This is a genomic window from Candidatus Nomurabacteria bacterium, assembly GCA_020632395.1.
Classification (GTDB): Bacteria; Patescibacteriota; Dojkabacteria; order SC72; family JAHDCA01; genus JACKFQ01.
The window spans coordinates 184119-198178 of record JACKFQ010000001.1 but is presented as its reverse complement, the minus strand read 5'-3'; the positions used below and the strand labels follow the sequence as shown (position 1 = coordinate 198178).

Below are 14060 nucleotides of genomic sequence, written 5' to 3'. Positions count from 1 at the left end.
GATCCAGTAGATTTAGTAATTCTTATGCTTGGTACAAATGAATTGAAGGACTCTTTTCAAACGACCTATGAGCAATTTGCCTCAGTAGTTGAAAACCATTATGTTAAAATTATTCTGAATAGAGAATCCCAATTTTCAGATAAAACTCCAAGTCTGCTGTTAATATCTCCACCAATATTGGATCTTACAAAGGAATATGCTCAAAAGAGATATAGCAGATCGTAAGAACTAAACGAGTACTTACCTGTAATGTACAAGGATATTGCAAAAAGAAACAGTTGTGAATTTTTATCTTCTTCCGATTTTGTTACAGTTGGATCTGATGGTGTTCATATAGATGCTGATAATCATGGATTATTGGGTAAAGCAATTTTTAATAAAGTTGTGGGAATTATTTAAATTTATTTATAAATAATATGAAAGTTATATTAGTTGATGCTATAAATGCTTTTGTTTTAAAGGATGAAGGTATTTTTACAGAGATGCACAATCTGCTCGAATCATACCCAAATAGAAAAATTATTCTTACGGGGGCAAACGATGAACAAATGAAAATGTTTGGATTGGATAAAATGCCATATGAAGTGTTTACATTGAAACATGATCCTGAGAAGACTGATCCAGAATACTATAAACTAATGTTAAAACAGTACGATCTCAGAGCAGAAGATGTTGTCTACTTTGAACATAATGCAGAAGCAGTTGAAAGTGCAAAATCTGTTGGGATTACAACGCTATATTATGATAAAGACAAAAAAGACTTAGCTGAACTTAAATCTTTTATGGATGAGAATTGAGGTGACCCCCATATACTAGACAGTAGGAGTTTTAGTAAATCGGCATTAGAATGTCGACTACAGGTTCCTGCGATCTAAGTTTAGTATACAGGGAAAATGGCAACCATAGCAAAAGAGGTAAAAGAGGAGATACTGAGCAAGGAGAAATCGGGAGCCAGAGTACAGGAGGTTGCAGATCAGTACGGAGTGACAATCCAAACCATCTACAGTTGGCTCAAGGAAAAGGTAAGTGATGTGAGCAAGTCAGAGCACAACCGTCTCAAACGTGAGAACCAGCAGCTCAAGGAACTGGTAGGAGTACTCACAATGGAACTAAGCAAGCATAAAAAAAAGTAGTCTTGCCCACCAAGTTTCCCCGAAGATGGAGAGTAAGACCCAGTTAGCAAGAGATCTGGGTGTGTCCAGATCATCTCTGTACTACAAGAGAAAGAAGGAAGTTCAGGATGGAGCCCTGAGAGAGCAGATTGTGGATGTCATGTCCTCCAATCCAGCGTACGGATACAGACGGGTAGCCCTGGCACTTGGGATCAACAAGAAGAAAGCACAGCGGGTGATGAAGAAGTACGGTCTCAAAGCCTACAAGCGTAAAGCCAGATGGAGAAAACGCAGAGACGAGAGACGTAAAGAGATGCCATACCCCAACCTTACCAAGGACAGGTGTCCTGTAATGCCGGGTCATACTTACGTATCAGATTTTACCTACGTGAGATACAACAGTAAGTTCTACTACCTGGCCACCTTCATGGATCGGTATACGAGGGAGATTGTAGGCTGGAATGTATCAAACAGGCATACCAAAGATCTGGTGATCGGGGCTTTTCTGGATACATTTCTTAACACAGGGTTTCAGGTACCACATATTGTACATTCGGATCAGGGAGCAGAGTACTGTAGTCAGGAGTATTTGGGTCGAGTTGAGGGACTCGGGATCAAGGTGTCAATGGCTAAGAAGGCATCACCTTGGGAGAATGGGTATCAGGAAAGTTTCTATGGAAACTTCAAGACTGATCTGGGGTTAGAGTTTGAAAGGTATCCTACTAGTGGAGCCTTTGTCGAGGGTATAGATCACACGATCAACTACTACAACAGGGAGCGGATACATTCCTCTCTGAAAACCTCCCCTTATGGGTTTAGGAAACAGTTCCAAAAACTAAATTTAGGACTGTCTAAAAAATGGGGGTCTTGTTACCCCGATTTGTGTATACAGAAGGAGCAGATGTATAATAAATATCAATGGATATAGAAGATTTCAAAGATCAGAACGAATTAGTGCTACAAACGCTTAAGGATTTTTCAAATATCACAACCAATTTACCCAATATACTCATACTCGGATCGGTTGGATTGACATCTCACACCCAGAATGTGAATTACTATAGAAAGATCAAGGATATCGATACCATTGCAGATATGGCATATAGATCCGAGATTGAGGATCAGTTGATCGAAAGAGGTTATAGCAGATCAACATTTATAGGTAGAAGCATGCCTTTCTCCAATATCTTAATTAGGTATTCGTCAAACAGATATACTCGTTTCTTCAAGCAAGATTCATGTGATCTAGAAATTTTATTTACTCCATTCATATATGATAAAGGTCGTTTAAGGATAGAGCTCTTCCCGAAGTTTTATGCATCAATTCCCGAAAAAGAGTTGATCGAAACAGAGCTTTTAGGTATCAAATTCAATAGCCTATCAGCAGAATCTTTATATGCAGTAAAACAATTAACTCATAATTCATTTGGTCGAATATATAAAGATGATATACAAAAACGTACATTGGATCATCAAGCATTAATGAACTGTATAAATATTGAAGCCTACAAGGTTATCGTTAAAGAATTCAAGATCACAATCGGTTTTATACCTATTCCGATCAAGTCACTACTTTATTTGACTGATAAGTGACTACTATGAAATTGTCCTCTGATTGGCATGCAAATACTTATTCATACAATGCATTTTCTATATCAGATCGTGATAACCAAATATTTGATGGTCAGAATTTTGTCATCAACGGTCATAATAAAGTAACTCATTTACTTTCAATCCATAACTGCGAGAATTTTCATATAAGAAATTTACATTTCATTGGTGGTAATACTGGGTCTTTGAGATTTCTTAGACGAACAGATATTTCTTATCATTATAAGAAAGGTACCGTATATGAAATAGTTGATGGAGGTGCAGTTGTTATTTCTGGTAGATCCTCAGTTATATTTGAGAATTGTCGTTTTACGAACAATACATCTGTCTTCTGTGGCGGAGCAGTTTCAAATCAATCCACAGAAGTAGTTATATTCGATAAATGCTATTTTGAAAATAATACTGCAGGACATACAGGTTCTGCTATTGATAATTTAGTTCCTGATTCCAAAATAGAAGTATCTGACTCACAATTTGTTGGTAATAAGAGTAACTTGTGGAATATGTCAGGATATCCTCGTGGACAGATCTCGATATTTCCAAATACACAAGCGCTTATAAGAAGATCAAAGTTTATTTCGGGTTCAATACCTTTCGATCACGACATAACTTCAAAGGTCGAAGTAATTGATAACAATTACACAGATCATCTGGATTGGAACGAAAAGCTACCTGTCGATAGAAAGTACTCAATCTTCTTTGACAACTTTAGGTTGACAAGAAAACATTGGTGGGTTCCACTAAAAACGCTAGGGAACGTCAAATATCACATCAACTGATCTTTAAGTTGCTTAGACACTTTCTCGCATGGTTGTGTTCTTTTTGAAGATGACACTTCGGATCTTTGGGAAGAAGAAAAGCGTACTACCCAAGATCAACATTATTGAACCGATCACAAACCGTTTCTGCGCTGATGATAATGCAGTAGTTGGCAGATTTGAGGTTTGATAATATTGGTATGTTGTAGGATCTACATAGTAAGTATTATTATTTGTTGTATCTTGATATGGGTAATCTGTCACACTCGGGTCACCAGTAGGATCATCAGCAGGACTCCCTGTAGGGTCATCTACGACAACTGGAGGGTCGATTGGAACATCCGGTGGTTCGATAGGATCATCAGGAGGATCATCTACCGGTGGGTCAACAGGATCGTCCCGGGATTCACAGGCTATAGGGAGTTCATCTGTCACACAAACAATGTTATCAGGGTCGTCTTTAGCATATACTGAAACCCATGCCCTATATATCGTGTCTGGGAGTATATTATAGTTCCAATCAGCGTCTCTAAAGTCTTTTCCTGTATTTGCAAACTCTTGATAGTTTGATGCCCACCAATAATCACTTCCCTCTGTAAACCAACCATCCTCAATGTTATTGATTCTTACAACGATCTTACCTGAGTTTTGTTCAGATCCGAACTCAATATTATCATTGGTGATCTTCCATGCGACATTTAAAGCTGGTGGATCATCTAATTCATAATTACATTCAAGTTGTGCAGTGATATTACACTCAGCAGGACCTGTTCCTCCACCAGGAGTTGCAAACGTGGATTCGGGTAGTGAGAGATTTAGTGCATCAGGAACTGAATCAAGATACATATGCATTCGATCTATCCTAAATCCATTTGCCCTACCGGAGAAATACACTACATGTCTACCTGCACTCAACTGATCGGAAGCAGGAACTTTATTATCCTCACTGAATTCATAACTAGTATTCCAGGTCCACTCATCTTTTGCAGATGAAAATGTTTTCACCCATCTACCTTCATCTATCTTTATCCACACATCATTTTCCTCAGAAGCATCCGGGTGATCATGAAAATTCCTTAGTCTGAGATTATATGTGCCAGCTTCTTCTATCCATATAGGGATCTCTATTATCCCATTACCGGGTGTACTGAAGAAATCCCCACCAACCCAATGCAAATAACCCTGACCAGTATATCCAGGTATGAGAGTTTCTTCATTCCAACCGTCAGTATAGTTCAACTTCTCTACCTCGATCACAATAAGACCGTTATTTGCAATATATGCAGGATCACCTCCTGGTTCTGGTGTCGGTACAGGATCAATACCCTGTCCAGGTGTATAACTACCATCTGTGACCAAAAGAACCCAGTCATTACCAAAATCTGAAGGGGCTGGGGGGATAGTTTGTTTAGAACCTCCTGTCATACTTGACTCAGTACCTTCGAAGTTTCCGGTACGAGGGTTATACCATTTCAACGTAAAGTTGCCTGATGCATTAGAGAGATCAAGAAAACCATTTGTTCTATCATCTGCATCGTTACTACTAGGAAAATACACAGCATAGATCGAACCTGGTTTTGCTAGAACTTGAGCACTACCGACACTATTATTCTCACCATCAACCAATCCATCGATAGGTCCCATCTCCCAAAAAGGGAGATTATCCTGCATAAACTTGCGTGCATACCACATATAATTATACATTTCTTCTCTAGTACGAAAATCTTCAGTACGCATGTCACCGCCTAAAGGAAGGTCATGATATCCAAAATACCACTCAAGATTTCCTCCTGAAAAATATATGTCATACAAAGCTCTCTTCCTCAGCTCAGATGCATTCTGATTTGTTAGTCCAACACCTGCGGGATTATTTTCATCCATATCAATGACCCAAACTTGACCTGATTCGAGGGATTTCTGTCGCCATGACTCAACATGACTTGATGCTTGGTTCACATCGTATTGTATAGATGTTGCAGTGAAGTTAGGGTTCCCCTTTAGCTGTTCGTATTGCGTAAAATCGTTTGGGTGAGTATGTGCAGCTATGGGATGATCATACTCGTCTAGATCATTTATATATTGAGCGAATTGTATCGTTGTATTAGTGTCAAATCGATTTTCTTCGGAAATATTCCACTTGAGTGCTAAGTTATGTCCAAATCGAGCGATCAGCTCTCGATAGTACAGCTTTCTTTCAATCCCTAAAGTTCCTCCGTCTAACCAATTCCTATTACCCTCCTCTTGCTCATTTAACACAAAATGTAGTGCTATCTCCTTGCTTGTAGCATGTTCGAATACTGTGTACCACTGATCTAGTTTACTAATATCGTAATGAGTCTTATCATTGGGCGAAACAAAGGGGTAAGTTTCTTGTCCATCTCCTCCTAGGTTCATAGGCAGGAAATATATAGAGTTCACATGTTTCGAAGATAGATAGTTCAGGGCTCCAATGATACCTTTTGAATCATATCCTGTATCTGCACTCGTAAATAAAGGGTCTCCTTGTTGAAAATCAGCTACATGGGTGGAGTACTCATGGACGAAATTAGGAATGATACCTCCTTGATCGACTGTATTGTCAAATCCCTTATACCCAAGGAAATTCTCTGGACTATCAATACCTCCTTTTAGCCAATATGGACCATCTGCAAATTTCAAATAATATAAACCGACATATTCCAATCTGCCCATCGATCTGAATCCTTTGGCATTTGTATCAAGGGGAGCGATATTAAAGGAACCTGTCTGTCCATCAAAACTGTCAGATACTCCTGCAGTAGGAGAGAGATCAATTGCTACTTGAGGACCCGATCGAAATGATGCTGTATACTCCCAATTCCCTGATTCGCCCGGAGTAAATCTGGCCCTCCAGACCTTTCCGCTTCCTCCTCCATTTCCATCACCTGCAAAAAATCCAGGTATATTGTAAGTTTTACCTGAAGGGGCTTTGAATTGTACATTTAGTCGAAAATCAAGGAATGGGTTTGGATCACTCTGGACTTCAGACAGATTAGGCCCTTGAAAATCAATAGTGACGGTATGCCATTTAACCAGATCTCCGGAAACTGCTCCTCCTGATGCCTTTGAATCACCTAAACCCACAAAGTCGTAATTCAATAATACATTGATGATGATCACACCGCCTAAGAGAAGAACTAAACCAAAAATTGCTTTTGGTAGACTTCGCATGATCTTTCTGCGTCCAAGACTGCCACCTGAGAGATCCAATGATGCGATTGGTGATCGACTAGCTGAATTAGAATGATCAGATCTAATATCCTTGAACTTATTCTTGCTTCTTTTTGAGAACATGTGTGTAGAGAAGAAGTAATTATTAAGCTAAGACATCATATCTAGGATATCTTCAGATTCCTTGATCGCATTCCTTATAACGTCAGGATGTAGACCCGCTTTGGACATCTCGCGATACATTTCTGGAACATTTCTCACCATCACCACTCCATTCTCGATCAGCCGAACTGATTGAGCTCTAGTAAGGCAGGTGAGACTAGAAACTGGATGTAGACCATATCTATCAATAACTTGAGGAAGTGGATCCTCCTCAGGTTGCTCCCAACTTAACAGTTTTAGACCCTTACATCGACTGTATTGAACAGCATCGGTAGTAAATTTTGTATTTGTAGCAATGAAGAAATGGAACTTGGTGCCATCTGGCTCGACATTCTTCTGATATTCTATGAGATCTTCAGCCCTTGCCTGTACATATAAAGGGATTTTTACGTTACTTTTTGCTGATTGACTTTGATGATATTTACATTCTACATATAAGAGATCTGACGCAGTGCGTGCAATAACATCCATCTCGTGAGTAACACATGAGCCTTGAAGCGTGATATTTACTTTCGTTTGATATCCCATGTAGTGATAGATAGAGGCTATGTATTTCTCAAATGGGTAACCTGTAGGACCTAGACTGTGTAGCGCCTTTTTGAGGCTGTAACGTGCTGCTGCTGAGGGTTTACTTTTGACAAGTGCCTGATAGACCTTCGAATGAATATCTTTTGTGGAGTGGATCTTCTTATCTTTGGAAATCTCACGAGCAATCCCGTCAACAAGTTCTTCTGGTGCACCAGCCTTTCTTATAGATCTTTTAAGTTTTGAGATGTTGAAGTCCTCAACAACGCCATCTATCTTTTGTATCTTTTTGATCATTTGATAGCTCCCTTACCTATTGCTTCTGATAGGGTAGCATACCCGTCGCGCTTGAGGAAGGATACTAGACCACGATTGATCTCTCCGATAGTCTGCGGACCTCCAAAGATCATACCGGTGATCATCTGTAACAAAGAAGCTCCTGCGAGTATCTTTTCATAGGCATCTTCTGCTGTGAATATTCCCCCTACTCCGATTATTGTAAGATCATTCCCATAATTCATATATGTTTTACGTATAAGTTCTGTTGAAAGCTGACGCGTAGGTACTCCACTGATCCCTCCCTTTATATGTTCAGGTATCTCGTCTTTTATCAGCTCAGAACTCCTGTCTTTATTCAGATTACCAATAACCACGCCATTGATACGATGTTTAACTACTACTTGAAGCAACTTATCAAACTCCTCCCATTTGTGGTTTATAGGCATTTTTATATATACAGGTTTTTGTATATCGAGCTCATCGATAGTAGCTAGGAGCGGATCGAGTCGTTCTGGTGTTGTAAATGGCTCTCCACCGTAGGTATTTGGACATGATATGTTAATTGTGTAGTAGTCTCCGACATTTGCCTTCTCAAGGATCTTCAAAGAGCCGACATAATCATCTATACCGCCAACGTCTGTGCTGCAATCCTTCGAATTTGTCTTGGCTACCGAGATCCCTAAGATGAAGTTTGGATCTAATCTCACTTTCACTCTCTCTACGATCTTGTCGACTCCAATATTCTTCAAACCATAATAAACAACTAATCCCTTACTATTGAATAATCTATACAGACGTGGTTTTGGATTTCCTTCATATGGTCGTAGTGTTACCGATCCAACCTCTTCGAAACCAAACCCTACTTTTGGCATGATGTTATGCAAATTAGCATCTTTATCGAACCCTGCGGATAGTCCTATTGGGTTCAGATATTTTAGGCCATCCACATTACTCTCTAAAATATGATGATGATAGTTGAATAACAATGCTGTAAACGCTCTCGTGATCCTATGTGATGACAGAAATGCACCGATCCTTATGAAATTATCATGAACCTCCTCAGGATCTTTCTTAAATAGAAATGGTTTAAGAAAGTTTTGATATATAGGTGAAATAAACAAATGAAACATAGTAACTTGGTGAAATATTATTTTTCAATGTCCATTGTACACCTCCCATGACACTATTTGAATTGACCATCCGATACATCTTTTGTATTCTGAACTATGCCCACAAATATTAAAGATATCTTCTATCCTAGATCAGTAGCTGTTGTTGGAGTTTCATCTGATCCAAAAAAGCTAGGATCAGTCATTTTCAATAATATCCTCAAGAATGGCTACCAAGGTCTTGTATATCCTGTCAATCCCAAATATTCAGAGCTTTATGGATACCAAGCCTATTCTGACATCAAAAGCATACCTCATCCACCTGATCTTGTCGTTATTGTTATCCCAACTGAGTTTGTTATTGCTTCAGTTAAAGATTGTGTAAGGGCTGGAGTCAAGAATCTAGTTATAATCACAGCTGGTTTCAAGGAAGTTGGTCCATCTGGTGCAGAATTGGAGGATCAGTTGATTGAAATAGTTGAGAAGAACGATATGCGACTGATAGGACCAAACTGTCTGGGAATAATATGTACAGCAAATGACTTAAATGCATCCTTTGCAGCTCAGCATCCTGACAAAGGTAACATCGGTTTCCTTTCACAATCCGGAGCATTCAATACTGCCATGCTTGATCTGGCGGAGAACAAAATGCTGGGTTTTAACTACTTTGTTTCTCTCGGAAACAAAGCAAATATCAATGAGATCGACCTTTTCGAAGAATGGTACAAGGACGATGAGATCAAAGTAATCGGTGCATATATTGAGGAATTTGATGATGGAAGGAAATTGGCTGAACTCGCCACCAAGAATCGCAACAAACCAGCGATCGTTCTAAATTCCGGAATAAGCGAGGCAGGGAAAAGGGCGGTTCAATCACATACTGGTTCATTAGCCGGAAGTGCCAGAGCTGTCAAAACGGCATTAAGACAAGCAGGTATCATCCAGGTGGATAGTATAGAAAAGATGTATAGTAATCTGATGATGTTCTCGTGGTGTCCGTATCCACAGGGTGACCGCGTTGCTGTAATCACCAATGCTGGTGGACCCGGAATAATTATCACGGATATACTCTCTTCTGCTGGTTTGAAACTCGCGACTCTATCCGAAGAAAGTAAAAAATTTTTGGAGGAATTTCTACCTAATACAGCAAGTACAAACAATCCGGTAGACCTACTGGGTGATGCTTTAGCGGATAGATATGATAAAGCTATCAAGATCATATCTAAAGATCCTGGAGTTGACTCGATATTAGTCATACTTACTCCACAGTTAGTCACTCAGATCGAAGAAACAGCAAAAGTCATAATCGATTTCTATAAAGAGAGCGATTTTCCTTTGATCCCTATCTTTATTGGAGAAAAGTATGTTGAACCTGGATTACAACGATTATGGGAAAATCATATTCCAGCTTTTCAATATGATGAAGAGGCAATTGGCGCTCTAAAGAACCTTGTTGATTTCTCAACTCGTATCAGGACAAAAAAAGCTGTCCGACAGCCCAGATCAAATGAGGGTAAATTCAAGGGTCGGGTAGTCAGAGCACATAAAGACGGACAGTTAGGCCTTCCCGGAGATCTCACCAAATCTCTCATCGAGGAAGCAGGGATCGACACGCCATTAGAAGTAGTTTCAGATTCATTTGACGGTTTGCTTGAATACTTCAAGAAAGGTAAATACCCGGTAGTTATTAAGGCAACAGCAGAGGATATACCACATAAGACCGAAAAGAGTATGATCTATCTCAATATTTTCAAGGAAAAAGATCTTGAGAGAAACTATCGTAGTCTTGTAGAAACGATCAAACAGGTTTCAGGAAACAAAAAACCAAATGTCTTGATACAAGAGCAGGTTTTTGCAAAAGAAGAGGTCATACTGGGTATCAATTATGATGAGAATTTCGGTCACATCATCCTTTTTGGTAAAGGAGGGATCTATACAGAAGTTTACAATGACACATCTACAAGATTAGTATATGCCGGTCACGAAGAGCTTGAGGAGATGATCGATGAAACAAGGGTGTCCAGGGTGTTACATGGTGCCAGAGGTTTAGAGAAACTCCCGACCGACAAGATCGTCAAAACACTTGAGGGATTACAAAGAATGATCCTAAGGTATCCGGAGATAAAATCCATCGATATCAATCCTGCCATGGTGACGATAAATAGATGTGTTGCCGTAGATGTGAAGATTTATGTGAATTAGATAAATCTTCGATATAGATCATCTACAGGGTAGCTATTAACCTCCTCTACCAGTTCAGTTGTACGATCTTTCCTGTTCAACTGTTTTGAATAGAAATCCATTGATTCTCTCTGATAGATGACACCGGTTGCTATCTTGTCAGTAATATCTTTTGAAACTCTTTGTGCATTTCCGATGTCACTCGTATCATAATTCATTATCTTGTTCACATCATAAACTCTCTCTCTGTACCATTCGTGTGGAGTTGCCTTATTGTATGTCGGGCAGTGTTGCAATATTTCAATAACACTAAAACCCTTGTGTTTCATACCAGCTTTGATCACTCTGGTCATCTGTTTGATATCACCTGAAAATGTTCTGGCTACAAAGGTGGGTTTCAAGCTAAAGACGAGATCTAAGACATGGATCGGAGTGGCAGAAACACCATCAGGAGATGAGTTCATCGGGACCCCTTCTGTTGTAGTTGGTGATGCCTGTCCTGTAGTGAGTCCGTAATTTGAATTATTATGAAGGAGAAATGTAATATCATAGTCTGACCTGATCGCATGGATAAAATGATTTATACCCTCTCCTAGTGTAGCTCCATCACCACCAGACGCAACTACCTTTAGCTTTCTGTTTGCCAGTTGTATACCTACAGCGAAGGGTATTACCCTTCCATGTAAACCATGTACTGTATTAGCATGGATCTTATCAGCGCCGTTCCCATGACAACCGATATCAAAACATAATACGACTTCGTGTGGCAAAAGATCCTGTTCTGCAAGTGCAGTTTTTAATGACCCATGTATCCCGTAATTACCACAATTAGTACACCATGTGTATAAATTATCCGAGTTATATCCAGTATGTAAAAGCGAACAGTCACTCATCGGTATTTACTCAAAAAGTTATACATCTCATCGAAAAAAATTGGTTTACCATCATATTTACGGAAACTATCAAGTATCTCGAAATTTGGTTCTGTATTTAATTTCGTATGTACCAATCTCTCAAACTGTCCGGTAGCATTCTGCTCAACAAAGATCACCTTCACACCACTTTTACAAATCTCGTGAAGTTTTTCTGTACGCAATGGGTAAAGATATTCATATTGAAGTAATGCAATGTCTCTATTTCCATTTTTTTTATTGATCTTATCAATAACTTCTCTAACAACAGTCACGGGACTTCCATAACTGATGACCAGATACTTAGATGATCCATCTCCTGTGAATATCGGTTCTGGTAACGCATCCAATACTGCCTCGATCTTTAGAAGTCGTTTATCATACATAGCCTTAGCTACTTCCATATCCTCAGTACTGCTACCATCCATTGTGTGTTCATCACTATTTGTGACATACACCTGCTCGGATGTACCTGGTAACCATCTAGGTGATATACCGTCTTTGGTAAAGACATACCGGTAAGAATTCTCTGGAACGTCTACTTCTAAACCTCTTTCAATTTCACTATCGGCATGAAGTTCATCAGTTAGATAAAGAGATTCGGCAAGGTGTTTGTCAGTAAGAATAATGACCGGCAACTGGTACTTTTCAGCTATATCAAAAGCCTTTCTTGTCAGATGAAAAGAATCTTTCGTGTCCGAGAGTGTTAAAACGACTCTGGGAAATTCTCCATGCCCAGAATAAATCGCTAGATCGAGGTCTGAAGCCGATGTCCATGTAGGAAGTCCTGTAGCAGGTCCAGGGCGTTGTGCGAGCAGAAATACAGCAGGTATCTCCGCCATTCCCGCTAATGAGAGAGACTCGGTCATCAAATCGAATCCTCCACCACTAGTTCCTGTCATTGCTCTCGTACCGACATACATCGAACCCAACATCATTTGTGCAGCTGTGATCTCATCCTCTGCTTGTTTTATCAGCATACCTGTCTCATGTGACATTTCTGCTAATGTTGTAAGAACTGATGAGGCTGGTGTCATAGGATAAGCATAAAATGCTCTACACCCTGCTGAATATGCACCTAAAGCGACAGATTGATTACCTGTCATGACAGCGTATTTATCAGTACTTTCGGAGGAAGGTGTCAATTGATATCTTCCTGTTTCTTTTTCTGTAGAATATCCCGAGTTTAGAACAGAAATATTTGCCTCCATCAATTCAGGTTTTTTTGCATAATGAATCATTACTTGCTCGGTAAGTTTCTCCAATTCTTGTCCTAAAAGATCCCATATGTATCCCATGATGTAGACATTTACCATCAACTTTGTACCTCCTGCAAGGATCGTTTGTTCTTCAGCATTCAATTCATAAACCTTAGGCTCTATACTTTTAATATCCGCGCTGACTTCCTTAGGCCACATATTTCTTGAAAATGTATGGAATATATGCGATCCGGGTTTTAGTGTCCTTGCATAATGGTGCATAGAATACCTACTGAGGGAGAACATCAGATCTGCATATGTTGTAGTTGAATTCACAGGCTCATCAGATATTTCGAGTTGATACATTGCAATCCCTCCTTTGATCAATGAGGGATATTCACGATAACCAAAAGTATAGTAACCTGAGTTCTTTAGTGCCTTAGTCAGTATCTCTCCAATAGAATTTATCCCTTGCCCAGATTCACCTGTTATTCGTAACGTATACCTCATTATGCCTCCAGTACTGTCAAAAGTTTATCTACCCATTTACTTACTGTACTATCTGCATTTGGTCTTGGATCACCATCAAGGCGTAGTGGGGATAATATCTCATCTGCTCCGCGTGATAGAACTTCTTTTCTTAAGATCTCCATACCACCGCAAAAAAGGATCGGTTCATATCGTCTATCTCCAGTACCTATGAAGGCTACTTTTCGACCTTGTAGATCAATTTGATCCAATCTTTTAATCGTATTGTGGAAGAAAGGATGTATCTCACCGTGTTCCCATGTAGATGTTGCAAATAGAACATTATCCATCTTGTTTAGATCCATAGGGTCGAAAATATCTGCATTTATCAGGTCTGTTGTAAAACCCTGCTCATCTAGTTTACCTGCAACAAATTCAGAAACGAAAAGAGTGTTCCCAGAAGATGATGCGTAGATTATCGAGATAGTATTTGTGATCATAAGTTTGTTCTTTTAAATAATAGACAGCTGACAGATAAAGGTCAAACACCTATAAC

12 protein-coding genes are annotated in these 14060 nt (G+C 39.4%); 6 read left to right on the top strand and 6 right to left on the bottom strand.

The window, feature by feature from the left end; genetic code table 11:
• Positions 1-416 precede the first annotated feature (416 nt).
• From H6763_00965 to H6763_00945, 5 genes are all read left to right on the top strand, one after another.
• Positions 417-797, top strand: coding sequence for an HAD-IA family hydrolase (locus H6763_00965; GenBank protein ID MCB9803379.1), 381 nt, complete (start codon positions 417-419; stop codon positions 795-797).
• 96 nt (positions 798-893) lie between these two features.
• Complete coding sequence (locus H6763_00960) at positions 894-1133, top strand: transposase (protein ID MCB9803378.1); 240 nt, start codon at positions 894-896, stop codon at positions 1131-1133.
• Between the two features lie 25 nt (positions 1134-1158).
• Positions 1159-2040 carry an IS3 family transposase gene (locus tag H6763_00955; protein ID MCB9803377.1) on the top strand — a complete coding sequence of 294 codons (882 nt, stop codon included), beginning with the start codon at positions 1159-1161 and terminating at the stop codon, positions 2038-2040.
• Positions 2031-2705: a hypothetical protein gene (locus H6763_00950; protein ID MCB9803376.1), complete on the top strand. Its 675-nt coding sequence runs from the start codon at positions 2031-2033 to the stop codon at positions 2703-2705. The genes H6763_00955 and H6763_00950 overlap by 10 nt, the downstream gene beginning before the upstream one ends.
• 5 nt (positions 2706-2710) lie before the next feature.
• Positions 2711-3502, top strand: a complete 792-nt coding sequence (locus H6763_00945; protein MCB9803375.1) for a hypothetical protein — start codon at positions 2711-2713, stop codon at positions 3500-3502.
• 12 nt (positions 3503-3514) lie between these two features.
• On the opposite strand, the gene H6763_00940 is transcribed toward H6763_00945, so the two are convergent.
• From H6763_00940 to H6763_00930, 3 genes are read right to left on the bottom strand one after another with little or no spacing between them, the layout of a single operon-like run.
• Positions 3515-6793 carry a DUF5060 domain-containing protein gene (locus H6763_00940; GenBank protein MCB9803374.1) on the bottom strand — a complete coding sequence of 1093 codons (3279 nt, stop codon included), beginning with the start codon at positions 6791-6793 and terminating at the stop codon, positions 3515-3517.
• 27 nt (positions 6794-6820) lie between these two features.
• Positions 6821-7654: a restriction endonuclease gene (locus tag H6763_00935; protein ID MCB9803373.1), complete on the bottom strand. Its 834-nt coding sequence runs from the start codon at positions 7652-7654 to the stop codon at positions 6821-6823.
• The gene (locus H6763_00930) at positions 7651-8766 is read right to left on the bottom strand and encodes a quinone-dependent dihydroorotate dehydrogenase (GenBank protein MCB9803372.1); all 1116 of its coding nucleotides are present in this window, start codon (positions 8764-8766) and stop codon (positions 7651-7653) included. Before H6763_00930 ends, H6763_00935 begins: the two co-directional genes overlap by 4 nt.
• Before the next feature lie 96 nt (positions 8767-8862).
• Here H6763_00930 and H6763_00925 point away from each other — a divergent pair, with 96 nt between their 5' ends.
• Entirely contained in the window at positions 8863-10947 is a 2085-nt protein-coding gene (locus H6763_00925; GenBank protein MCB9803371.1) for an acetate--CoA ligase family protein, read from the top strand.
• Here the strand turns inward: H6763_00925 and H6763_00920 are convergent.
• The 3 genes from H6763_00920 to H6763_00910 are packed head-to-tail and all read right to left on the bottom strand — an operon-like array spanning position 10944 to position 14004.
• Entirely contained in the window at positions 10944-11819 is an 876-nt protein-coding gene (locus H6763_00920; protein ID MCB9803370.1) for a 2-oxoacid ferredoxin oxidoreductase, read from the bottom strand. The genes H6763_00925 and H6763_00920 overlap by 4 nt on opposite strands.
• The gene (locus H6763_00915) at positions 11816-13546 is read right to left on the bottom strand and encodes a 2-oxoacid:acceptor oxidoreductase subunit alpha (GenBank protein ID MCB9803369.1); all 1731 of its coding nucleotides are present in this window, start codon (positions 13544-13546) and stop codon (positions 11816-11818) included. Before H6763_00915 ends, H6763_00920 begins: the two co-directional genes overlap by 4 nt.
• Positions 13546-14004, bottom strand: coding sequence for a flavodoxin family protein (locus H6763_00910; GenBank protein MCB9803368.1), 459 nt, complete (start codon positions 14002-14004; stop codon positions 13546-13548). Before H6763_00910 ends, H6763_00915 begins: the two co-directional genes overlap by 1 nt.
• Positions 14005-14060 lie beyond the last annotated feature (56 nt).